The sequence below is a fragment of the Brachybacterium sp. GCM10030267 genome, from assembly GCF_042666875.1.
Taxonomy (GTDB): domain Bacteria; phylum Actinomycetota; class Actinomycetes; order Actinomycetales; family Dermabacteraceae; genus Brachybacterium.
In genome coordinates, this window is sequence record NZ_JBHTCX010000011.1 from 317,395 (window position 1) to 338,943 (window position 21,549).

Below are 21,549 nucleotides of genomic sequence, written 5' to 3' on the forward strand. Positions count from 1 at the left end.
GTGCAGACCGCCACCCCGACCGACCGTGACGATCCGGTGGACACCGATGCGGTGATCCGCGTGAAGGACCTGTCCTTCCGCTATCCCGGCACCGATCGCGACACTCTGCGCAACGTCGATCTCACCATCGCCCGTGGCGACTTCGTCGCGGTGGTCGGGGGCAACGGATCCGCCAAGACCACTCTGTGCAAGACCTTCAACGGTCTGGTCCCGCACTACTGGAACGGGGACTTCGCCGGCTCGGTGCACGTGGACGGCCAGGACACCTGGGAATCATCCGTCGCGGAGCTGTCCAGCCGGGTCGGCTACGTCTACCAGGACTTCCAGAACCAGCTGGTGCGGCCGACGGTGCGCGACGAGGTCTCCTTCGGCCCTCTGAACTTCGGACGCGCCGATCACCGTGAGCGCACCGAGGAGGCCCTCGAGCAGCTCGGCATCTCCCACCTTCGCGATCGCTTCGTCTGGCAGCTCTCCGGCGGGCAGTCCCATCTGGTTGCCCTCGCTGCGGTGCTGGCGATGCGCCCCGACGTGGTGGTGGTCGATGAGCCCGTCGCCGAGCTCGACCCGGCGCGGGCCCGGGAGATCTATCTGCGTCTGCGTGAGCTCAACGAGCAGCACGGGATCACGGTGGTGACCATCGAGCACCACGCGGAGTTCATCGCCGAGTTCGCCCGCTCCGTGGTGCTGATGGCCGACGGTGCCCCGGTGTGGCATCTGCCCGTCCAGGAGGCGATGGACCGCCACGGTGACCTCGAGGCCCACGGCATTCCCGCGCCGGATGCCGTCGCTGTCTCCGCGGCGGTCGGTGCCCGGCCCGTGGCGCTGGATGTCCCCTCGGCCGCCCGCGTCCTGCGACCGCACGTGCGTCCGGGTCGGACCGGAGCAGAGCCCGAGCAGACGCCCGGCCCTGACCACACGCTCGGCTCCTCGGGAGCGCCCGCGGAGGTCGTCGCCTCGCTGCGGGCCGTGGAGCACGGCTACCGCAGCGTCAGCGGCGCGCTGACCCCGGTGCTGCAGGGCATCGACCTGACCCTGTCCGCCGGGGAACGGATCGCGCTGGTCGGTACCAACGGCGCCGGCAAGACCACCCTGATGAAACTGCTGACCGGTCTGATCGTCCCGCGCCAGGGCACGGTCACCGTCGACGGCGTCGACACCCGCAGCCGCTCGGCCGCACAGCTCGCCGACCACGTCTCCTACCTGTACCAGCAGCCGCAGCGAATGTTCCTCAAGGACAGCGTGCGGGCCGATATCGCGCTGTTCCCCGAGGGGCGCCAGGTTCCCGGCGCGCACGCCATGGTCGAGGAGGTCATCGACCGTGTCGGGCTGGCCCCGTTCGCAGACCGCGACGGGCGCACCCTCTCCGGCGGCCAGCAGCGCCGGGCCACCATCGGCATCGGCCTCGCGATGCGCCCGCAGCTGCTGCTGCTGGACGAACCGACCTCGAGCCTGGACATCCGATCCCGGGACGACGTCACCGGCATGCTCGCCTCTCTGTCGGAGTCGGTCCGCTGCGCCGTGGTGGCCACGCACGACATGGAACTCGTCGCGAGCTGGGCCAGTCGAGTGCTCGTGCTGGACCAGGGCCGGGTCCTGGCCGACCTCACCCCGCGCGAGCTGTTCTCCGCGCCGGAGATCACCGCCCGGGCCCGCTTGGTGCCGCCGCAGGCCGTCCGCATCGCCCGGGAACTGGGCCTGGAGCCGTTGCCGCTGACCGCGGCCGCGCTGCGTTCCCGGCTCGGAACCGGTACGGCATCATTCCTCGTCCCGCAGCCGGCGGCCGGCGCGGTCCCCGCCCCGGCCGGTGCCGCGGGCACCACCCTCGAGGAGCGCTGATGGCCCGCAAGACCCGAGACGTCCTGAGCGTGGAATGGGTGCGCCTGGAGCTGCTGCGCACCGCGTACTCGACACGCGGGGGAGTGTTCGCCCGAATGGATCCGCGCATGGTGCTGGCCTGGTACCTGCTGGCCGCGTTGGCGCCGTGGTTCACGCACAACCTCACCGTGCTGATGATCCTGTTCGTGATGGGCGCGGTCGCCGTCGTGCTCGCTCGGGTGGGCCCCCTGGTCCTGGGGCTGTTCCTGGTCGGACTGATCGGCAACGCCGTCGGCCTGTTCGCCGCCGCATTCGTGTTCGGCGGTGATCTCGGGACACTCGTCGCCCTGGGAGAGCTCAACCTCAAACTGGGCGCGGTCTCGATGGCCTCGATGGCGGCCTTCGTGTCACTGGAGCCGGAGCAGCTCTCCGACGCGCTGCTGGCACTGCGCGCGCCGGAGCTGCTGGCCTTCGGAGTCAGCTACGGGTACCGGATGCTGCCGATCCTGGTGGACGAGTACGTGACCGTCTTCGACGGTCAGCTGCTGCGTCACGCCCCCGTCGAGCGCAGGGGGGTGCTGGGGTGGCGGGTGATCCTGCGGTGGAGCACGCTCGCGGTGACGGCCTTCTACCCGATCATGCTCAACACCGCGAAGAACGTGCGCACGACGGTCGAGGCGCTGGAGACCCGGGGATTCACCTACGGTGCACATCACCGCGCCGGGCGGACGCTGCGCCTGGCGTACCTCAAGGTCACCTCGTGGGACATCGTGGTGCTGGCCGGCTCGGTGGTCGCTGTGGTCCTCGCGTACTGGACCGGGGCGCAGTTCCCGATCCATCGGTGACAGACTCCCCGTCGACCGCTCAGCGCGTCTCGAAAGGCTGTCTCATGTCCCACGCCGTCACCCTGAACAGCTCGGCGATCCTCACCGACACCGTCCAGTACTCCTACTCGGCGACGGTGGAACCTCCCGCGAGGCTGGTGGTGCTCGCCGGCGCCTGCCCGCTGGACAAGGCCGGGGACGTCGTCGCCCCGGGCGACCATGCCGCTCAGGCCGCGAAGTGCGTGGAGAACATGATCGTCGCCCTCGCCGAGGCCGGCGCCAGCCTGGAGAACGTGGTCAGCACGCGGGTGCTGGTGGCCTCGAGCGAGCAGGCCGATCTGGTGAGCGCCTGGGACGTGGTCCGCGACGCCTTCCGCGAGCATCCTGCACCGAGCACCCTGATGGGCGTGACGGTGCTGGGCTACCCCGCTCAGCTGGTCGAGATCGAGGCGAGCGCCGCCGTGCGCGACTGAGGCCGGGGCGCGGGTGCTGCCAGCCGGGCACCCTCTCCGAGAGGCCGTTATCGGAAGCTCATTCCGGCCCGCTGGAGGGGGTGCTCAACCCAGGGATGCCGGAGCCGGTGCACGGGGTGACGCTCGCGCGGTCAGTCCTTCTGCTCGGGGTGGCGCGCGAGGTTGACGATGGCGGCGGCGAGGCCGCCCCACACGGTCACGATCGCGACGATCATCATGATGATGGCTGAGACGGACACGGGATTCTCCGATCGGTCGGGATGCTGGGATGACTCTGCTGCTGGTCGAGCTGTCGCGGGACGGGGGCGTCGCCGGCCGGGAGGCGGGCCCGCGGCGAGAGTGTCCCCGCCGCGAGGCCCGATCCTCACCGCGCCGGCGTGGACCGCAGCTCGTGCGGGGTCGCGACGTCTCCGCCGAGGCCCTGGCCGGCGACCGCCTCGGGGGCGATCTCGTCACCCTCGGAGTCGGCCTTGTGGAGGTTCGATCCAGCCGGCCACGGCAGCAGGGAGAGCCCGATCGCGATGACGACCAGCGCGATCGCCATCAGCCAGCCGAACACGAGCACGAACCAGCCCGGGTAGTCCTCGTAGGTGCCCTCGGCGGTCAGCAAGGTGAGGGTGCTGGAGATCAGGGAGATGCCCAGCACGATGGGGGCGATGACGGCCAGCGCGATCATCCAGATGCGGCCGACGGGGAAGGTGCCCTGGTGGTTGAGGTGGTCGCGCAGCGTGGGCAGGCCGCGCACGATGTAGGTCACCACGATCGTGGAGACCAGGGCGGCCGCGACGATGCCGTACTCGTTGACCCACTTGTCCAGCACGTCCAGCAGCGGCAGACCCATCGTGGTCGAGAACAGCGCCACCGAGACGATCGCCAGCGGCAGGCACACCCCGAGGGTGGCGGGGATGCGGGCCAGGCCGAACTTGTCCTGGAACGCGGCGATGACGACCTCGACGATCGAGATCAGCGAGGTGAACCCGGCCAGCACCAGGGACCCGAAGAACAGCACGCCGATCAGGGCGCCGGCGGGAGCCTCGGTGATGATCGCGGGGAAGGCGATGAAGGCCAGCCCCACGCCGTCGGTGACCACTTCGTCGATCGGCACGCCCTGGGCCTGGGCCATGAAGCCCAGCGCGGAGAACACGCCGATGCCGCAGAGGATCTCGAAGCTCGAGTTCGCCAGGCCCACGACCAGGCCGGAACCGGTGAGGTCGGTCTTCTTCTTGAGGTAGGAGGCGTAGGTGAGCATGATGCCGAAAGCCACCGAGAGCGAGAAGAAGATCTGCCCGTAGGCGGCGACCCACACGCCGGGATCCAGCAGCGCCGCCCAGTTGGGACGGAAGAAGGCGTCCAGACCGTCGACGGCGCCCGGCAGGAACAGGGCGCGCACCACGAGGATCAGGAACATGGCGATGAGCAGCGGGATGAACACGATCGCGCTGCGGCCGATGCCGCCGTGGACGCCGAGGCACATCACCGCGATCACCGCCAGCCAGACCAGGACCATCGAGATCATGACGGCCGGGACGATGTCGAAACTGATGACCACGTCGGGACCGCCGAGGGCCTGGGTGTACTCGCCGAAGAAGCCGGCCGGGTCGTCGCCCCAGCGCTGGTCGACCGAGAAGACCGTGTAGTTCGTGGCCCAGGCGATGATCAGGGCGTAGTAGACCGCGATGATCGTCGCGATCAGCACCTGCCACCAGCCGATGAACTCGGTCCAGCGGGTGAAGCGACGCCACGCGGCCGGGGCGGAGCCGCGCCAGCGGTGCCCGATCGCGTAGTCGAGGAACAGCAGCGGGATGCCCGCCGTCAGCAGCGCGACCAGGTACGGAAGGATGAAGGCGCCGCCGCCGTTCTCATAGGCCACGGCCGGGAATCGCCAGATGTTGCCGAGCCCGACGGCGGAGCCGATCGCGGCGAAGATGAAGGCGGCGCGCCCGGCGAAGGCGCCGCGGTCTGCTCTCCGGCCCGTCGTGCCGGGGGAGGGGGTCGATGCACTCACAGTTCGCCTCCGAAGTGTGCGCCGAGGAGCGGCGGAAGAAGGGTGGGGAAGGACAAGGATGTGCCCAGGGGGTCACCGAGCCATCGACGACCCGCCGGATCGCGGCGGCTGAGCGCTGGCTGACAGGGCGCGGCCAGCAGGGGTGGGCGGCCGCGCATCGTGCTGGGATGATACGCGGCCGACGGAGCCTGCGACACCGCCCGCGGGGGATGGACATGCAGCCGTGACCTCCGGCATGGCACCGGGCGAGCCCGCAGCGGCACGAGGCCGCCGCGGGAGCGGGGCGACGGCGGATTCGCAGCAGGGTGTTCCGGGCACGCAGCCGGACGGGTGCCTGCCTGGCGCGGTCGCGTGACCGCGTTGAGCGTGACCGCGTTGAGTCAGTCGCGTGGCGGGGGCGGAGGGGTCGGGGCCCCGCTCGGCGGCGTCACCCGTGGGTACCGCCGGGTGCTCGCGCCGGCGGAGGCCTGCTGCCCGGTCGGCGCACCGCTCCCACCGGCGGGATCAGCGACGGCGGTCGCTGCACCTGCTGCCGCACCGGCCTCCGCAGGTGCCCCGGGCCGTGCCGGTGCGGGATCCCAGCCGGCGTCGACCACCCGGCGCTGGACGAGTACGGCCGAGCCCAGGATGAGGGCTCCGATCACGGCCAGCAGCACCACGCCCGGGACCACGCCGGTGCGGGCGCCGTAGCCGATCAGGATGCCGAACCAGCCGAAGTCGGTGTCGCCGAAGGTGGTGTTGGCGGAGCCGAACGTACCCAGCACCTTGAGCAGCAGGGCAGGCAGGAACGTGACCAGGAGGCCGTTGACGAAGCCGCCGGCCACGGCGCCCCGACGCCCACCGGTGGCGTTGCCGTAGACGCCCGCGGCGCCACCGGTGAAGAAGTGCGGGACCAGCCCGGGCAGGATGAGGGCCAGTCCCAGCACCGGGCCGAGCCACACGCCGAGCACGAGGAGTCCGATGAGGCCGCCGGCGAAGCTCGAGAGGAACCCGATCAGCACTGCGTTCTGCGCGTAGGGGAAGACGATCGGGGCGTCGAGGGCGGGGATCGCGCCGGGGACCACCTTGGCGGCGATGCCCTGGAACGCGGGCACCAGCTCACCGAGGATGGTGCGCACGCCGAACAGGATCACGGCCACGGCGATGCCGAACTGCAGGCCCTGGGTCACGGACTGCATGAGGTAGTTGCCGACGTCGGTCGCGCCGCCCTCGAACGCCTCGAAGGCCGTGGCCTGCCCGGCGCGAGCGAGGTAGACGACGGCGACGACCAGGTACATCAGCACCATCGACAGGGCGGTGGCGACCATCGAGTCACGCAGGAAGCGCAATGACTCGGGGACCTTGAGGTCCTCGGTGGAACGACTGCGTCCGCGCGGATCGACCAGGCGGCCGACGGTGCCGGCGGCGATGTACCCGGCGGTGCCGAAGTGGCCGATGGCGATCGAGTCGTCCCCGGAGATGCGTCGGGTCCAGGGCTGGGAGAGAGCCGGCAGGGAGACCATGAGGATCCCGAGCAGGACCGCGCCCAGGACCACGACGATCGCCGTGGGCATCCCGGCCGAGGCCATCACCACGGTGATGAGGGTGGCCATGAACAGCAGATGGTGGCCGGTGAGGAAGACGTAGCGCAGCGGGGTGAAGCGGGCCAGCCCGATCGCGACCACGAAGCCGAGGATCATCAGCCACGCGACCTGCGCGCCGAACTCCTCCTGGGCGATGCCGGCGATCGCCTCATTGGTGGGGACGACGCCCTGGGCGCCGAGGGCGCCCTGGATCATGACTCCCAGCGGGGCGAGGGAGGCGGTGACGAGGGTGGCGCCGGCCCCGATCAACAGGAAGCCGAGGACTGCCTTGATGGCACCGCCCGCCACCTGGCCGGCTGTCTTGCGCAGGGCGATCAGGCCGACGGCGGTGATGATGCCGATGAGATAGGCGGGCACGCTCAGGAACTCGTTGACGAGGAACTGGGCGATCGCGACGAGCACGTTCATGGGGGCTGCTCCGTGGAAGGTGGGAAAGGGTGGGTCAGACGGCGTAGAGGCGCCGCAGCGCCGCGTCGACCTCGGTCTGGGAGGTGAAGTTCTCGATCACCTCGACGGGCACGCCGACATCGCCGAGGGTCTGCGCGATCGCGCCCGAGGTGAGGATGGCGTCGGCGTCCTTCGCCTTTCCTTTGGCGGAGATGGTGTCGGTCGCCTCGACGCTGAGGTGGGAGGACCAGCCCCAGCGGCTCAGGACCTGCTCGGCGGTGTTCTTCAGGAACAGGCTGGTGCCCAGGCCGTTGCCGCACACCGTGAACAGGAGGTTCTTCGAGGGGACCGTGTCCTCGGTGGCGTCGGCGGCAGGTGCTGACGTTCCCGCGCCCGCTGCGGTGCCACCGGCATCGGGTGAGGCGGGCCCGGGGTCCGACGCGGAGCGCTCGACGTCGTCGGCCCCCGACGTGGTGGTTCCGGGTGCGGCGTCGGCCGGGGCGGTGCCGACGCTCTCGCCGCCGAGCGCGGCCAGGACCTGCTGCGGGGAGGAGGCCGTCTCCAGCGCCGTGCGTCCGGCCGGGTCGGCCAGGACTCCGGCCAGGGCGGCGAGGGCCGACTGGTGGGCGGAGCTGTCGGCGGCGGCCAGTGCCATCACCAGGTGGACCGGGTCGTTGGTCTCGTGCCCGAAGGAGACCGGCTCGGCCAGGCGCACGAAGGACATCCCGGTGCGGTGGACCGACTCGTCGGGCCGTGAATGCGCGAGCGCGAATCCGGGGGTGATGACGATGTACGGGCCGTGCTCCTCGACGGCGCGGATCATCGCCTCGGTGTACGCGGCACCGGTGACGTCGCTGGAGACCAGCAGATCGCCGGACAGGCGTATCGCCTCGCGCCAGTCGGCGGCGGGGACGTCGAGCCGGATGGCGGCAGGGTCGATCAGAGCGGTCAGCTGAGACATGGGGCGTCCTCGGGCGGAGAAGAGCGGTTCACGCGTGCGGCCCCGAGGGTACGTGGTCGCCGGTGCGGATGCTTATCCTCGATCCATGTCTTCTCAGCCGTCCGCGCGCCCCGGCGCTCAGCATTCCGAGGTCTCCACCGCCTATCTCCAGCAGCTGGACGAGGAGCGGGAGCTGGCCATGCGCACCGCGTCCCATCCCGGCTCCGCCTTCGAGGGCGCCGCGCCCGCCCTGCACGACCGGCTCGAGGAGCTCGTCCAGCGCGATGCCGGGGAGATGGCCGCCCTGATGCTGGATCTCGGCGAGCATCCCGAGGTCGCCTTCGAGGAGCATCGCTCCGCCCGGGCCATCGCCGACGTGCTGGCAGCCCACGGCGTCGAAGCGCAGGTGGGCGTGCACGGGCTGGAGACTGCCATCCGCGCCGAGATCGTGGGGCAGGGCGGCGACGCCGAGGATGCCCCCACGCTGGCGATCCTCTCCGAGTACGACGCGCTGCCCGGCGTCGGCCACGGCTGCGGCCACAACGTCATCGCCGTGATGGGCCTGGGTGCCTTCCTCGCCCTGGCCGAGCTCGCTGCCGCGGATCCGTCGGCCGTGCCCGGCAGGGTGGTGTTCCTCGGCACCCCCGCCGAGGAGGGCCACACCGGCAAGGAGTTCATGGCGCGCGAGGGTGCCTTCGAGGGGCTGGACGCCGCGGTGATGGCCCACCCGTACGGGTACGACCTGGCCGACCAGATCTGGCTGGGCCGTCGGACCCTGACCGTCGAGTACCACGGGCACACCGCCCACGCCTCGGCCCAGCCGTTCATGGGGCGCAACGCGCTGGACGCCGCGAACCTGCTGTACCAGGGCATCGGGCTGCTGCGACAGCAGACCCCGCCGTCGGACCGCATCCACGCCGTGATCCGTGAGGGCGGGGACCGCGCGAGCGTCATCCCCGACTACGCCAAGCTCGACATGTACGTGCGCTCCCAGCGGCCCGAGACGCTCAAGGACCTCTCGCGGCGCGTCGAGGACGCCGCTCGCGGCGCGGCGCTGATGGCGGGGGTCGGCGTCACCGTCGGCTGGGATCAGCATCCGCCGTCGCTGCCGGTGCGCACCAACGAGGCCCTCACCGGTCGCTGGGTGCAGGCGCAGCGCCGCCGCGGCCGCGACCCGCTGCCCTTCGGCGTGGTCTCGCCGATCCTGGCCGCCTCCACCGATTTCGGCAACGTCAGCTACCGCATCCCCGGCATCCACCCCGTCATCAAGGTGGCTCCCTCCCACGTCGCGCTGCACACCCGTGAGTTCGCGACCTGGGCGGTCTCCGACCAGGCCCGCTCCGCCGCGGCCGACGGGGCCTACGGCCTGGCCGCCACCGTGCTCGACGCCCTCCACGACCCGCAGCTGGCCCGGGCCGTCGCCACCGAGTTCGAGGACGCCGGCGGCGCCATCGACGTCCCCTCCTACTTCGACTGACCGACCCCCGCGCCTCCTCGCCACCCCGATCCGACTGGAGTCCCCGTGAGCACTGCACCGAACACCCCGGCCAAGGCCGGGCTGACCGACCGGATCCTCAACGGCGTCGAACGAGCGGGCAACAAACTGCCCGAACCGTTCATGCTGTTCGTGATCCTGTTCCTGATCACGGGCGTGGTCTCCACGGCCATGGCGATGGCCGGCGTGGTCGTCGAGGTGCCCGGCGCCGACGAGCCGACGGCCATCAAGGGGCTGTTCACCGGGGAGGGCCTGACCTGGCTGACCACCACCCTGGGCGAGAACTACATCGGCTTCCCGCCGCTGGTGACCGTGCTGCCGATCCTGCTGGCGATCGGCATCGCCCAGCACTCCGGGCTGCTGGGCGCCGCGATCCGCAAGACCTTCGGCTCCTCACCGGCGTGGATGCTGCCCTACGTGGTCGGGTTCGTCGGCGTGGTCTCCTCGATCATGGCCGACTCCGCCTTCGTGGTGGTCCCGCCCCTGGCCGCGCTCGTGTTCAAGGCCGCCGGTCGCCACCCCGTCGCCGGCCTGCTGGGCGGGTTCGCGGCCGCCGGCGCCGGGTACTCCACCAACATCTTCCCCACCAGCCTCGATGCGCTGTTCGCCGGGATCACCACCTCGGTGATGGGTGCGCTGCCCGGCTACGAGTTCACGCCGGTCAACCCGATCTCGAACTGGTTCTTCAACATCGTCTCCTCGCTGATCCTGGGCTTCGTCGCCGGATTCATCATCGACCGGATCATCGAGCCCCGACTGTCCCGCCAGGGTGTGCCCGTCGACGAGACGGCGGTGGACGGGGAGGAGCCGGCCGACGACGCCCAGCAGATGCGTGCCGCCCTCACCTCCGTGGAGAACCGGGGCCTGCTGATCGCCGTTCTCAGCGCCGTGGTGCTGACTGCGCTCTTCCTGCTGGCATTCCTGCTGCCGGGCTCGCCGTGGCGCAACGAGGACGGCGGCTTCCTGCCCAAGTCCCCGCTGCTGGATTCGATCGTGTTCATCGTGGTCAGCTACTTCATGGTGCTGGGCATCGCCTATGGCGTGGTCACCGGCGTCCTGCGCAGCAGCCGGGATGCGGTGCGGATGATGTCCGACGCGCTCAAGGAGATGCTGCCCTTCGTCGTCCTCGCCTTCATCCTCGGCAACTTCATCGCCCTGTTCAACTGGTCCGGCATCGGCACCTGGATCGCCGTGACCGGGGCAAACGGTCTGGAGGCGACGGGGCTGACGGGATTCGCGGCCATCCTCGGCTTCATCGTGCTGGCCAGCTGCCTGAACCTGTTCATCATCTCCGGCTCGGGCATGTGGGCGATCATGGCCGCCGTGTTCGTGCCGATGTTCTCGCTGATCGGCTACGAGCCCGCGTTCACTCAGGCCGCGTTCCGCGTCGGCGACTCCGCCACCCAGGTCATCACCCCCATGAACCCGTACATGATCGTGCTGCTGGGCATGCTGCGGAAGTACGAGCCCGAGGCCGGCCTGGGCACGCTGATGTCCCGGATGCTGCCGTTCGTGGTGCCGTTCTGGCTGGTGTGGACGATCCTGCTGGCGGTGTTCTTCTTCTTCGACCTGCCGCTCGGGCCCGGCAACGGGATCTTCCTGGGGCAGTGACGATCGGGCATCCGCCGCGGCGTGGAGCTGGTCGATCAGGCGCTGCGGAGGTAGGTCTCGAGGGCCTCGCGGATCACGGCGTGACGGGTTCTCCCGGCCGCCTCTCGCGCGTCCCTCGACCAGTGGAGGAACAGTGTTGTGGACGGCGGGCGAGGGGCTGTGTGTGTCCACGCGAGAGCTGTCAGAGTCCGAGGACTTCGCCCCGTCCCGTGCCACGATGGCGGTATGAGCGAACTCGCCGACCGTCTCCGCGCCCTGCCCGCATTCCCTGAGGACATGCCCGTCCTGCATCCCGAGAACGTCCCGGAGGATCCGGACGAACTCTTCCTGTCGTGGCTGGACGACGCGATCGCCAGCGGTGCCCGCCAGCCGCACGCGATGACGTTCCAGACCGTCCTGGCCGACGGCACTCCCGTCGGCCGCACCCTGATCCTCAAGGACGTCGACGAGAACGGATACCACGTCTCGACCCGGAACACCTCCCGCAAAGCCCGGCAGCTCGAGCAGAACCCGCGGGCCGCGATGACGTTCTTCTGGCGCGAGTCCGGCCGACAGGTGCAGATCATCGGTGACGTGGTCGCCCTCGGGGAGGACGTCTCCCAGGCCGACTGGCTCACCCGGCCGACCTCCGACGGGCGCCCGAATCCCGAGTGGCAGGTCTACGCGCTGCAACCGCACCTGGTCGAGTTCACCCAGTCGCGGCACGACCGCAACCACACCCGGGTCGGCTACAGCCGCGAGGACGGCCGCTGGAGCCACGGCCCGGTCACGACCCCCGCCGGCTGAACGAGCGCCACGTGGTCACGTCGACCGTCGTCGGGCGGTCAGACCTCGAGGCTCGCGATGAGCTGCTCGACGCGGGCGCGGATATCGTCGCGGATCGGGCGCACGGCCTCGAGGCCCTGGCCGGCGGGGTCGGGCAGCTCCCAGTCCTCGTAGCGCTTGCCGGGGAAGATAGGGCACGCGTCGCCGCAGCCCATGGTGATCACGACGTCGGACTGCTGGACCGCGCCCGGGGTGAGGATCGTGGGCCGGCCCGCGGAGATGTCGATGCCCTCCTCGGCCATCGCCTGGACGGCGGCGGGATTGATCGAGTCCGCGGGCTCGGACCCGGCGGAGCGGACCTCGACCTTCTCTCCCGCGAGGTGGCGCAGCCAGCCGGCGGCCATCTGGGAGCGGCCGGCGTTGTGAACGCAGACGAACAGGACACTGGGACGATCGCTCATGGATGCTCCTGGTGACGCAGGCGTGGCTGAAGGGGTCGTGGCGGGGGAGTGTGGGGCGTGGGTCAGGACAGGTCGAGGAAGGCGCGCAGCTCGGCGAAGGCCGACGGCACGACGGCGTAGTGAGCCCAGCGGCCCCTCTGCTCCCGGGTCAGCAGACCGGCCTCGACGAGCTTCTTCATGTGGTGGCTGACGGTGGGCTGCGAGATGCCCAGGCCCTCGCCGAGGTCACAGACGCAGACGCTCTGGCATCCGCCCGCGGCGACGTGCGAGAGCAGCTGCAGGCGCGTGGGATCCGAAAGGGCCTTCAGGCGTGCCGAGAGGCGCTCGGCGTCGTCGGCCTCGATCGGGCCGGTGGCCAGCGAGCAGCAGTCGTCCGCGCCCGCCGGCGAGCGGCACTCGTCATCGGCCGAGGCGGCCGACTGCGGCCACGAGAGGTCGACCGGATCGCGTGCGGTCGTGGAACTCATGGGATCACCTGACTCGGGACGGGGGCGTGGGGCTCGGCGAGCACCGTCTGACATTGACGGTCATCTATGTGAAGGCTACTCTACTCATCGATGACCGTCTATAGGAACAGGTAGGCCGCCCATGACGACGACCACCGCCCCCGCCGCACCGACCGGCGTGGCCCGGGAGATGTCGTTCCTGGACCGGTGGCTGCCGGCGTGGATCCTGCTGGCGATGGTGGGCGGCCTGGCCCTGGGGCGCCTGGTCCCCGGCATCGGGCCGGCGCTGGAATCCGTGAGCATCGCCGGTGTCTCCCTGCCCATCGCCATCGGCCTGCTGGTGATGATGTACCCCGTCCTGGCGAAGGTCAGGTACGACCAGACCCGGCGCATCGGCGCCGACCGCAGGCTGATGGTCACCTCGCTGGTACTGAACTGGCTGCTCGGGCCGGCGCTGATGTTCGCGCTGGCCTGGATCTTCCTGGCCGACCTGCCCGAGTACCGCACCGGTCTGATCATCGTCGGCCTCGCCCGCTGCATCGCCATGGTCCTGATCTGGAACGACCTCGCCTGCGGGGACCGGGAGGCCGCGGCGGTGCTGGTCGCGGTCAACTCCGTGTTCCAGGTGATCGCCTTCGGCGCGCTGGGATGGTTCTACCTCCAGGTGCTGCCCTCCTGGCTGGGCCTGCCCACCACATCGGCCGAGTTCTCCGTCGGGGCGATCGTGCTCAGCGTGCTCGTGTTCCTCGGGATCCCCCTGCTCGCCGGCTTCCTCACCCGCATGCTCGGTGAACGCGCCAAGGGACGTGAGTGGTACGAGAACCGCTTCCTGCCGCGCATCGGCCCGTTCGCGCTGTACGGCCTCCTGTTCACGATCGTGCTGCTGTTCACGCTGCAGGGCGACGCGATCCTCTCCGCCCCGCTGGACGTCGCGCGCATCGCGCTGCCGCTGCTGGCCTACTTCGTGGTGATGTTCGCAGGGTCCCTGCTGCTCAGCCGCGCCGTCGGCATGGACTACGCCCGCTCGACCACCGTCGCGTTCACGGCCTCCGGCAACAACTTCGAGCTCGCCATCGCCGTCGCCATCGGCACCTTCGGCGTCAGCTCCGGGCAGGCCCTGGCCGGCGTCGTGGGTCCACTGATCGAGGTCCCGGTGCTGGTCGCCCTCGTCTACGCCTCGCTGTGGGCGGGCAGGCACCTGTTCCCCGACGACCCCACCGTCCCCGCCCGCACCGCTCGAGAGGTCTCCGCATGAGCCAGCACAGTTCCGACCCGACGCCCACGGAAGCGAGCTCGACGGCCGCCACCTCGGGGTCGACGCCCGCCGGGGCGACGCCCTCCGTCCTGTTCGTCTGCGTCAAGAACGGCGGCAAGTCGCAGATGGCCGCCGCCCTCATGGATGCCCGCGCCGACGGCGAGGTCGAGGTCCACTCCGCCGGCACGAAGCCCGGCAGCGGCATCAACGCCCTCTCGGCAGAGGTCATCGCCGAAGCCGGGGTCGACATGTCGGCAGGCAATCCCACGCCGATCGATCCCGAGCTCCTGGCCCGCGTCGATCGCGTCATCGTGCTCGGGGCCGAGGCCGAGGTCGAACCGGTGCCCGGGATGCGCGGCACCATCACCACCTGGCGCACCGACGAACCCTCCGAGCGCGGCATCGACGGCATCGAGCGCATGCGCCTGGTGCGCGACGACATCGACGCCCGCGTGCAGGATCTGCTGGAGGAGCTGCGGGGCGCGGCTCGCTGAGCAGCGGGTGCCGCACGCTCGGCGGAGGCGGCGGCTGACGGGCCCGCGCGGTTGGAGGGCTCGCGCCGAGAGAGCCCCCGCGGCGATTCCCTCACGCACCCAGGTCAGCCACGGCTGTTCAGGGAGCCGCTGGAGGCTGCCGTGCCTGAGCCCGCCGCATTCGGCCCGTTCTCCCGGAGCATCGCCGGCACCGCCCTGTCGACGGCGCGGATCACCACGGCCAGCACCGCCGCAACCGCCACCACGAGCAGCGCGTTGACCACGGCCGGAATGATGCCGAGATGGGCCGCGTCCAGGAACGGATACGGGTACCAGTGCGTGATGCTGCCCTGGCCGAAGATGTAGAGCAGCCACACCGCGGCCACCGCGAACGCGCCCGCGACCGTCGACCAGCGGAACCGGCGACGAGGGCCGAAGACCAGCCAGCCCACCACGGTCAGGACCGGCGAGACCGTGTGCAGGCCGAACGACGCCACGCTCGACCACCCCTCCAACTCCAGCTGCGGAGCGAGCACCAGAGCGAAGACCACGCCGGTGATGGTGATCGCCAGCAACGAGTAGAGCCGGGCGATCTCCCACCACGCGCCGCGCCGCAGCGGATCGATCGCCAGCAGCGCGGAGACGACCACGACCACGATGTTGCTCTCGACGGTGAAGTAGCTGAAGAAGCGCCACAGCCGCACCGCCAGGCCCGCCTGCTCGGCTCTGTCGCCCGAGTTCGCGTCCTGACCGCCGGTGAGGACCAGCGCGAACTGGATGAGGAGCGCGACGAGGACGACTGCTGCGACGGTTCCGTGCCACCACCTGGATGCGGCACGGCGGCGAGCGTCGAGCGAGGTCTCCATGGCCCCAGTCTGGTCCACGGTCCGGTCCACGCGGGGGCCGCCTCCCGGCGATCGCGGACTGCAGCTGGGGAGTGCGCGGCGCAATCCTCGGATCATGGGGAAAACCCCATGTCGATCCCAGGGTCGATGGGGCAGGATGAGTCGGGCCGCTGTCTTCTCCTCCCGCTCGTCCGGTCAGGACCCGCTCGACCGGGCAGGAAGAGGCCTCCCCACGGTCACGAGTCTTGTGCGGCCGGTCGACGTTCCGGCCGGTCACGATCTGTCCGCCCCCGCCGATACGGTCATCCGGTGATGCCGCCGCGACGATGCCCGACGAACTTCGAAGGTCTTCCATGCTCTGGACGCTGATCAGGCGCCACCTCCGTCCCTACGTGCCCCACGTGATCGCCGTGGTGATCCTGCAGCTGGCCACGATCCTGGCCACGCTGTACCTGCCCAGCCTCAACGCCGACATCATCGATCAGGGCGTGGCGACGGGGGACACCGACTACATCTGGCGCGTCGGCGGCGTCATGCTCGGCGTGGCGATGATCCAGCTGGTCACCGCGATTGCGTCGGTCTGGTTCGGTGCCCGCGTCGCCATGGGCATGGGCCGCGACATCCGCCGCTCGATCTACACCCGGGTCGACCGCTTCTCCACCGAGGAGATGGGCCGCTTCGGGGCGCCCACCCTCATCACCCGCGGCACGAACGATGTCCAGCAGGTCCAGATGCTGGTGCTGATGACCCTGAACTTCATGGTCATGGTGCCGATCATGTCGATCGGCGGCATCATCATGGCGATCCAGGAGGACCCGGGGCTGTCCTGGCTGGTCTGGGTGGCGGTGCCGGTGCTGATGGTGATCGTGGGCCTGCTGATCAAGGAGCTCATGCCGCTGTTCCAGCGCATGCAGGCCAACATCGACTCGATCAACGGCGTGATGCGTGAGCAGATCATGGGCATCCGCGTCGTGCGCGCCTTCGTCCGCGAGGACCACGAGACCCAGCGCTTCACCGACGCCAACGCCACCCTGACCGACACCTCGGTGCGGATCGGCCGGCTGTTCGTGATCATGGGCCCCGCCATCACCGTGGTGCTGCACCTGGCCACCGCCGCCGTGCTCTGGTTCGGCGGGCACCGGGTCGCCGACGGCCTGGTCGACGTCGGCTCCCTGACCGCGTTCATGCAGTACCTGCTGCAGATCCTCATGGCGGTCATGATGGGCACCTTCATGTTCATGATGTTCCCGCGCGCGATCATCAGCGGGCGCCGCATCGCCGAGGTCCTCGACACCGTCCCCACCCTCGCCGAGCCCACCGAGCCGGTCGAGCTGCCGGCCCGCGGCGGCGGAGCCACCGTCGAGTTCCGAGACGTCACCTTCTCCTACCCGGGTGCGGACGCCCCCGTCGTCGACGGCGTCAGCTTCACCGCCGAGGCCGGTCGCACCACGGCGATCATCGGTTCCACCGGATCCGGCAAGACCACGCTGGTCAACCTGATCCCCCGGCTGCACGACGCCACCACCGGTCAGGTGCTGCTCGACGGCGTCCCGGTCACCGAGCTCTCGCGCGCGACCATCTCCCGGACCGTCGGCCTCGTCCCCCAGAAGCCGTACCTGTTCTCCGGGACCATCGGTCACAACCTGCGCTTCGGTGACCCTGACGCCACCGACGCCGAGCTCTGGCACGCCCTGGAGACCGCGCAGGCCACCGACTTCGTCGCCGCCCGGACGACGGGGGAGGGCGAGCAGGCCCGCACCGGACTGGACTCCGCCGTCTCCCAGGGCGGCACCAACGTCTCCGGCGGCCAGCGTCAGCGGCTGTGCATCGCCCGCACCCTGGTCGCCCAGCCGCGGGTGTACGTCTTCGACGACTCCTTCTCCGCCCTCGACGTCACCACCGACGCCAAGGTGCGCGAAGGGCTGGCCGAGCGCACCCGGGGCGCGACCACGATCATCGTCGCCCAGCGCATCTCCACCATCACCGGCGCCGACCAGATCCTCGTGCTCGAGCAGGGCCGGATCGTCGGCCGCGGCACCCACGAGCAGCTGCTGGAGAGCTCGCAGACCTACCGGGAGATCGTCGACTCCCAGATCACCGCGGAGGAGCCGGCATGAGCCCCGAGAACCAGGACCGGCCGGAGGATGAGGGCCAGGTCGAGGAGAACCGGACCGCGAACAGCAAGCCGCCGGTGTCCAGCTCCCCGTCGGCCCCCGAGACCGCCCCCGGCGCCGTCGCCTCGAGCACCGCCGCCGCCGGCTCGGAGCTGACCGAGGACGAGATCCTGGAGCTCCAGGACTCCGTCAGCAGCGAATGGGGCGAGTCCGCGCCCCGCAAGGCCAAGGCCTTCTGGCCCTCGACCCTGCGCCTGGTCGGCACGTTCAGCGATCACAAGCTGGCCCTGACCGTGGTGCTCGTCTTCGGGCTCATCTCCACCGGCCTCAGCGTGTGGGCGCCCACCATTCTCGGCAACGCGATGGACGTCATCGCCGACGGCGCCTTCGGCGACGGGGGAGTGGACTTCTCGCAGCTGGGCCGGCTGCTGCTGATCGTGATCGGCATGTACGTCATCGCCTCGGTGTTCGACTGGCTGCAGGGCCGGCTGCTGAACGACATCGTCATGCGGATCGTCTACCGGCTGCGCCAGCGGATCGAGGCCAAGGTCAACCGGCTGCCGCTGAGCTACTTCGACACCCGCCAGCGCGGCGACCTGCTCTCGCGCACCACGAACGACGTCGACAACGTCCAGCAGGCCCTGCAGCAGGCCTTCGCCTCGCTCGTGTACGCCGTGCTGACCATCATCGGCATCACCACGATGATGTTCTGGCTCTCCTGGCAGCTGGCGCTCATCGCCCTGGTGGCCCTGCCGATCTCCGGGGTGGTCATCGGCTTCATCGGCTCGAAGTCCCAGAAGCTGTTCACCGCGCAGTGGCGCCACACCGGACGGCTGAACGGCCACGTCGAGGAATCCTTCACCGGGCACGACCTGGTCACCGTCTTCGACCGGCAGGACAGCATGCGCGAGCAGTTCGACACCCGCAACGAGGAGCTGTGGGAGGCGTCGTTCAAGGCGCAGTTCTACTCCGGGATGATCATGCCGATCATGCAATGGGTGACCTACCTCGGCTACGTGGGCATCGCCGTGGTGGGCGGGCTGCGGATCGCTGCCGGCCAGATGTCGCTGGGCCAGGTCACCGCCTTCATCCAGTACTCGCGCGAGTTCAACGCGCCGCTGGGCGAGGTGGCCGGCATGGCCAACATGCTGATCTCCGGTGTCGCCTCCGCCGAGCGGATCTTCGAGCTGCTGGACGCCGAGGAGCAGGAGGCCGACGGGGAGATCACCACCACCGTCACCGGGCCCGACGGCGAACCCGCCACCCAGCGCATCGAGCGCGCCGAGCTGGCCACCCCCACCCGCGGCCACGTCGAGTTCGACCACGTCGCCTTCTCCTACACCCCGGACGCCCCGCTGATCACCGACCTCTCGCTGACCGCCGAGCCCGGCCAGACCGTCGCCATCGTCGGCCCCACCGGCGCCGGCAAGACCACCCTGGTCAACCTGATCATGCGGTTCTACGAGATCGACGCCGGCCAGATCCGGCTGGACGGGGTGGACATCCGCGCCCTGGACCGCGGGGCCGTGCGCAGCCAGATCGGCATGGTGCTGCAGGACGCGGTGCTGTTCGGCGGGACCATCATGGACAACATCCGCTACGGCCGGCTCGACGCCACCGACGACGAGGTGATCGCCGCGGCGACCGCCACCTTCGTGGACCGCTTCGTGCGCACCCTGCCCGACGGCTACGAGACGGCGATCGAGGACGAGGGCGCGAACATCTCCGCCGGGGAGCGCCAGCTGATCACCATCGCCCGCGCCTTCCTCGCCGACCCCGCCCTGCTGATCCTCGACGAGGCCACCTCCTCGGTCGACACCCGCACCGAGGTCCTCGTCCAGGAGGCGATGGCGGCGCTGCGCACCGACCGCACCAGCTTCGTGATCGCCCACCGCCTCTCCACCATCCGTGACGCCGACGTGATCCTGGTGATGGAGCACGGCGACATCGTCGAGCAGGGCTCCCACGAGCAGCTGCTCGAGGCCGAGGGCGCCTACCACCGCCTCTACTGGTCGCAGTTCGCCGCCGGCGTGGATCCGGATGAGGACGAGTCGCTGCTGGAGGTCTCGACCGCCGTGACCGGTGAGATCTCTGCCGTGGACCCCGACGCCACCCCGGCCGGCTGACCGCGGGAGCACGCACCGGCGGTTCGTCTCAGGCGGCTTTTCCGGCCGGCTCTGGCGGCATGCTCCGAAAGGTTCCATCCAGGTGGAACCTTTCGGAGCGCGACGGGACGATAGGCCTTGACAAATTAATTTGTCGGGCGGAGTCTAGGGTCATGCACGATGTGGAGACGATCGACGATGCCGCCGCGGCGGAGGCCTCGCTGGACCCGATGCGGGGGCGGATGCTGGCGGCGCTGAGCGAGCCCGGCTCCGCCTCGACGCTTGCCGCCCAGCTCGGTATGCCGCGGCAGAAGGTCAACTATCACCTGCGCGTGCTCGAGCAGCACGGCCTGGTCGAGCTCGTCGAGGAGCGCCGGCGAGGCAACTTCACCGAACGGGTGCTTCAGGCATCGGCCGCCTCGTACGTGATCTCCCCCGGCGCGCTGGGGGACATGCAGCCGGATCCGGCGCGATCGCCGGACCGGCTCTCGGCCCGCTGGCTGCTGGCACTCTCGTCCCGTCTCGTGCGGGATGTGGGCACGCTGCTGACGGGGGCGCAGAGGGCGAACAGGCCGGTGGCGACCTACGCGATGGACGGGGAGATCCGCTTCGCCTCGGCCGCGGACCGTGCCGCCTTCACCGAGGAGCTGACGACCACGATCACCGACCTCGTCGCCAAGTACCACCGCGAAAAGCCCGCGGAGGGTGGGGGAGAGGGGAAGCTCTACCGCCTCGTCGTGGCGACGCACCCCGCCGTGCCTGCCGACCGTAGTGCCCCGCCCATCCACTGACGCACCGCCCACCCACGTGACGCGCCGCATCCACTGACGCCCCCACCCACGTGACGCCCCGCTAGCCCGCCGACGCACCGCTCACCACCCACCGATGAGGAGAACAGCCATGTCCAAGGAGTTCGAGGTCCGCAAGGAGGTCGTCCTGGAGGCGACCCCGGAGCAGGTCTGGCGAGCGATCGCCACCCCCGAGGGACAGGCCGCCTGGTCCCCCGATCCGTACGCCTCCCAGGACGGGATGGACGTGGAGATCCAGGAGCCGGAGCGCTTCGCCCTGCGCACCCCCGAGGCGGAGAACGGCGCGTTCCACGCCTTCGAGTACATCGTCGAGGCCCGTGACGGCAGCACCACCACCCTCCGGTTCGTCCACAGCGGCTACCTCGGGGACGACTGGGACGCCGAGTTCGACTTCGGCGAGATGACCGCGCAGGGGTGGGACATGTACTTCCACACCCTGGCCGAGTACCTCAAGCACTTCGCCGACCGTCCCGCGACCTTCGTCGTCGCCGAAGGGCCCGCCTCCTCCTCGAGCCCCGAGGCATGGACGCAGCTCGAGCGGGCTCTCGGTGTCGACGGACCCGTCGAGGTCGGTCAGCAGTTGACGCTGACCCCGGAGGGCCTTCCGCAGCTCAAGGGCGAAGTGGACTACTCGCGCCCGGGCGAGGATTTCATCGGCCTGCGCGCCGCCGACGGCCTCTACCGCTTCCACGGCAGAGCGGCGATGGGACTTCCCGTCGCCGTCGGTCACTACCTCTACACCGAGGACGTGGATCGGGAGGTGACCCAGCAGGCCTGGAAGGACTGGCTGGAGCGGGTGTACGCGTCAGAAGGGGCCGGGTCGGTCTCCCTGGCCGCGCGCGAGCGGGGAGCAGGTTCGCGCCGGTCGGCGCAGCGCCGCTCCGGACGCCGTTCCGGGTCGCCGTGACGATCACCGTGACCATGTGACGTTGCTCACCGAGAAGCCCTGGTCAGAGGTGTTTTCGGGCAGCACGTCACGGACGGTGCGGATTCGTATCGATACCGCCTGACCTGGGCTCGGTCGTTGCGCCGGGAGTGATTTACATCGTTTACCGTCGTGAGTGCATCGCGGCTCAAAGGACGAGCCGCGGGTGACCCGGATGCCGAGTCGCGGAGGGCTCGGGTGCCCTGCCGCGCGGCTCA

Annotated in this window: 19 protein-coding genes; 12 read left to right on the forward strand and 7 right to left on the reverse strand. The window is 70.2% G+C overall.

Going from position 1 to position 21,549, the window contains the following annotated elements; all coding sequences use genetic code 11:
* Genes ACFQS2_RS10575 through ACFQS2_RS10585 form a run of 3 tightly spaced genes read left to right on the forward strand, consistent with a single transcriptional unit; the run spans position 1 to position 3,112 of the window.
* Positions 1-1,836: an ABC transporter ATP-binding protein gene (locus ACFQS2_RS10575; protein ID WP_377793737.1), complete on the forward strand. Its 1,836-nt coding sequence runs from the start codon at positions 1-3 to the stop codon at positions 1,834-1,836.
* Complete coding sequence (locus tag ACFQS2_RS10580; protein ID WP_377793738.1) at positions 1,836-2,660, forward strand: energy-coupling factor transporter transmembrane component T family protein; 825 nt, start codon at positions 1,836-1,838, stop codon at positions 2,658-2,660. The genes ACFQS2_RS10575 and ACFQS2_RS10580 overlap by 1 nt, the downstream gene beginning before the upstream one ends.
* A gap of 44 nt (positions 2,661-2,704) precedes the next feature.
* Positions 2,705-3,112 carry a Rid family hydrolase gene (locus ACFQS2_RS10585; RefSeq protein WP_377793739.1) on the forward strand — a complete coding sequence of 136 codons (408 nt, stop codon included), beginning with the start codon at positions 2,705-2,707 and terminating at the stop codon, positions 3,110-3,112.
* Between the two features lie 131 nt (positions 3,113-3,243).
* Here the strand turns inward: ACFQS2_RS10585 and ACFQS2_RS10590 are convergent, their stop codons facing one another.
* From ACFQS2_RS10590 to ACFQS2_RS10605, 4 genes are all read right to left on the reverse strand, one after another.
* Positions 3,244-3,351: a methionine/alanine import family NSS transporter small subunit gene (locus ACFQS2_RS10590; protein ID WP_377793740.1), complete on the reverse strand. Its 108-nt coding sequence runs from the start codon at positions 3,349-3,351 to the stop codon at positions 3,244-3,246.
* Positions 3,352-3,476: 125 nt separating this feature from the next.
* The gene (locus tag ACFQS2_RS10595; RefSeq protein WP_377793741.1) at positions 3,477-5,117 is read right to left on the reverse strand and encodes a sodium-dependent transporter; all 1,641 of its coding nucleotides are present in this window, start codon (positions 5,115-5,117) and stop codon (positions 3,477-3,479) included.
* A gap of 380 nt (positions 5,118-5,497) precedes the next feature.
* Complete coding sequence (locus tag ACFQS2_RS10600) at positions 5,498-7,108, reverse strand: PTS ascorbate transporter subunit IIC (protein WP_377793742.1); 1,611 nt, start codon at positions 7,106-7,108, stop codon at positions 5,498-5,500.
* A gap of 34 nt (positions 7,109-7,142) precedes the next feature.
* Positions 7,143-8,048, reverse strand: a complete 906-nt coding sequence (locus ACFQS2_RS10605) for a PTS sugar transporter subunit IIA (protein WP_377793743.1) — start codon at positions 8,046-8,048, stop codon at positions 7,143-7,145.
* 85 nt (positions 8,049-8,133) lie between these two features.
* On the opposite strand from ACFQS2_RS10605, the gene ACFQS2_RS10610 reads away from it, so the two are divergent.
* From ACFQS2_RS10610 to ACFQS2_RS10620, 3 genes are all read left to right on the forward strand, one after another.
* On the forward strand, positions 8,134-9,504 hold the full coding sequence (locus tag ACFQS2_RS10610; RefSeq protein ID WP_377793744.1) for a M20 family metallopeptidase: 1,371 nt from the start codon (positions 8,134-8,136) through the stop codon (positions 9,502-9,504).
* Positions 9,505-9,549: 45 nt separating this feature from the next.
* Complete coding sequence (locus ACFQS2_RS10615) at positions 9,550-11,133, forward strand: AbgT family transporter (RefSeq protein WP_377793745.1); 1,584 nt, start codon at positions 9,550-9,552, stop codon at positions 11,131-11,133.
* A 225-nt stretch (positions 11,134-11,358) separates the two neighbouring features.
* Positions 11,359-11,919 (forward strand): pyridoxal 5'-phosphate synthase, encoded by a 561-nt coding sequence (locus ACFQS2_RS10620; RefSeq protein WP_377793746.1) that lies wholly within the window; start codon positions 11,359-11,361, stop codon positions 11,917-11,919.
* Positions 11,920-11,957: 38 nt separating this feature from the next.
* Here the strand turns inward: ACFQS2_RS10620 and ACFQS2_RS10625 are convergent, their stop codons facing one another.
* Together ACFQS2_RS10625 and ACFQS2_RS10630 are read right to left on the reverse strand one after the other, a co-directional pair.
* Positions 11,958-12,359, reverse strand: a complete 402-nt coding sequence (locus ACFQS2_RS10625; RefSeq protein ID WP_377793747.1) for an arsenate reductase ArsC — start codon at positions 12,357-12,359, stop codon at positions 11,958-11,960.
* Positions 12,360-12,421: 62 nt separating this feature from the next.
* Complete coding sequence (locus ACFQS2_RS10630; protein WP_377018538.1) at positions 12,422-12,826, reverse strand: ArsR/SmtB family transcription factor; 405 nt, start codon at positions 12,824-12,826, stop codon at positions 12,422-12,424.
* A 121-nt stretch (positions 12,827-12,947) separates the two neighbouring features.
* On the opposite strand from ACFQS2_RS10630, the gene arsB reads away from it, so the two are divergent.
* Both arsB and ACFQS2_RS10640 read left to right on the forward strand, forming a co-directional pair.
* Complete coding sequence (gene arsB / locus ACFQS2_RS10635) at positions 12,948-14,060, forward strand: ACR3 family arsenite efflux transporter (protein WP_377793748.1); 1,113 nt, start codon at positions 12,948-12,950, stop codon at positions 14,058-14,060.
* Positions 14,057-14,554, forward strand: a complete 498-nt coding sequence (locus tag ACFQS2_RS10640) for a low molecular weight phosphatase family protein (protein WP_377793749.1) — start codon at positions 14,057-14,059, stop codon at positions 14,552-14,554. Before arsB ends, ACFQS2_RS10640 begins: the two co-directional genes overlap by 4 nt.
* Positions 14,555-14,658: 104 nt before the next feature.
* On the opposite strand, the gene ACFQS2_RS10645 is transcribed toward ACFQS2_RS10640, so the two are convergent.
* On the reverse strand, positions 14,659-15,399 hold the full coding sequence (locus ACFQS2_RS10645; RefSeq protein WP_377793750.1) for a Pr6Pr family membrane protein: 741 nt from the start codon (positions 15,397-15,399) through the stop codon (positions 14,659-14,661).
* A 332-nt stretch (positions 15,400-15,731) separates the two neighbouring features.
* Between ACFQS2_RS10645 and ACFQS2_RS10650 the strand changes: the two genes are divergently transcribed.
* From ACFQS2_RS10650 to ACFQS2_RS10665, 4 genes are all read left to right on the forward strand, one after another.
* Positions 15,732-17,495, forward strand: coding sequence for an ABC transporter ATP-binding protein (locus ACFQS2_RS10650; RefSeq protein ID WP_377793751.1), 1,764 nt, complete (start codon positions 15,732-15,734; stop codon positions 17,493-17,495).
* Entirely contained in the window at positions 17,492-19,618 is a 2,127-nt protein-coding gene (locus ACFQS2_RS10655; protein WP_377793753.1) for an ABC transporter ATP-binding protein, read from the forward strand. Before ACFQS2_RS10650 ends, ACFQS2_RS10655 begins: the two co-directional genes overlap by 4 nt.
* A gap of 152 nt (positions 19,619-19,770) precedes the next feature.
* On the forward strand, positions 19,771-20,388 hold the full coding sequence (locus tag ACFQS2_RS10660) for an ArsR/SmtB family transcription factor (RefSeq protein WP_377793754.1): 618 nt from the start codon (positions 19,771-19,773) through the stop codon (positions 20,386-20,388).
* A 109-nt stretch (positions 20,389-20,497) separates the two neighbouring features.
* A complete protein-coding gene (locus ACFQS2_RS10665; RefSeq protein ID WP_377793756.1) occupies positions 20,498-21,313 on the forward strand; it encodes an SRPBCC domain-containing protein in 816 nt (271 codons plus the stop codon).
* Positions 21,314-21,549 lie beyond the last annotated feature (236 nt).

What these genes read in the sequence shown, in the direction of transcription:
- ACFQS2_RS10580 (WP_377793738.1), top strand. Translation starts at nt 1,836, where the DNA reads ATGGCCCGCAAGACCCGAGACGTCCTGAGCGTGGAATGGGTGCGCCTG.
- ACFQS2_RS10585 (WP_377793739.1), top strand. Translation starts at nt 2,705, where the DNA reads ATGTCCCACGCCGTCACCCTGAACAGCTCGGCGATCCTCACCGACACC.
- ACFQS2_RS10600 (WP_377793742.1), bottom strand. Translation starts at nt 7,108, where the DNA reads ATGAACGTGCTCGTCGCGATCGCCCAGTTCCTCGTCAACGAGTTCCTG.
- ACFQS2_RS10605 (WP_377793743.1), bottom strand. Translation starts at nt 8,048, where the DNA reads ATGTCTCAGCTGACCGCTCTGATCGACCCTGCCGCCATCCGGCTCGAC.
- ACFQS2_RS10610 (WP_377793744.1), top strand. Translation starts at nt 8,134, where the DNA reads ATGTCTTCTCAGCCGTCCGCGCGCCCCGGCGCTCAGCATTCCGAGGTC.
- ACFQS2_RS10620 (WP_377793746.1), top strand. Translation starts at nt 11,359, where the DNA reads ATGAGCGAACTCGCCGACCGTCTCCGCGCCCTGCCCGCATTCCCTGAG.
- ACFQS2_RS10625 (WP_377793747.1), bottom strand. Translation starts at nt 12,359, where the DNA reads ATGAGCGATCGTCCCAGTGTCCTGTTCGTCTGCGTTCACAACGCCGGC.
- ACFQS2_RS10630 (WP_377018538.1), bottom strand. Translation starts at nt 12,826, where the DNA reads ATGAGTTCCACGACCGCACGCGATCCGGTCGACCTCTCGTGGCCGCAG.
- arsB (WP_377793748.1), top strand. Translation starts at nt 12,948, where the DNA reads ATGACGACGACCACCGCCCCCGCCGCACCGACCGGCGTGGCCCGGGAG.
- ACFQS2_RS10640 (WP_377793749.1), top strand. Translation starts at nt 14,057, where the DNA reads ATGAGCCAGCACAGTTCCGACCCGACGCCCACGGAAGCGAGCTCGACG.
- ACFQS2_RS10645 (WP_377793750.1), bottom strand. Translation starts at nt 15,399, where the DNA reads ATGGAGACCTCGCTCGACGCTCGCCGCCGTGCCGCATCCAGGTGGTGG.
- ACFQS2_RS10650 (WP_377793751.1), top strand. Translation starts at nt 15,732, where the DNA reads ATGCTCTGGACGCTGATCAGGCGCCACCTCCGTCCCTACGTGCCCCAC.
- ACFQS2_RS10655 (WP_377793753.1), top strand. Translation starts at nt 17,492, where the DNA reads ATGAGCCCCGAGAACCAGGACCGGCCGGAGGATGAGGGCCAGGTCGAG.
- ACFQS2_RS10660 (WP_377793754.1), top strand. Translation starts at nt 19,771, where the DNA reads ATGCACGATGTGGAGACGATCGACGATGCCGCCGCGGCGGAGGCCTCG.
- ACFQS2_RS10665 (WP_377793756.1), top strand. Translation starts at nt 20,498, where the DNA reads ATGTCCAAGGAGTTCGAGGTCCGCAAGGAGGTCGTCCTGGAGGCGACC.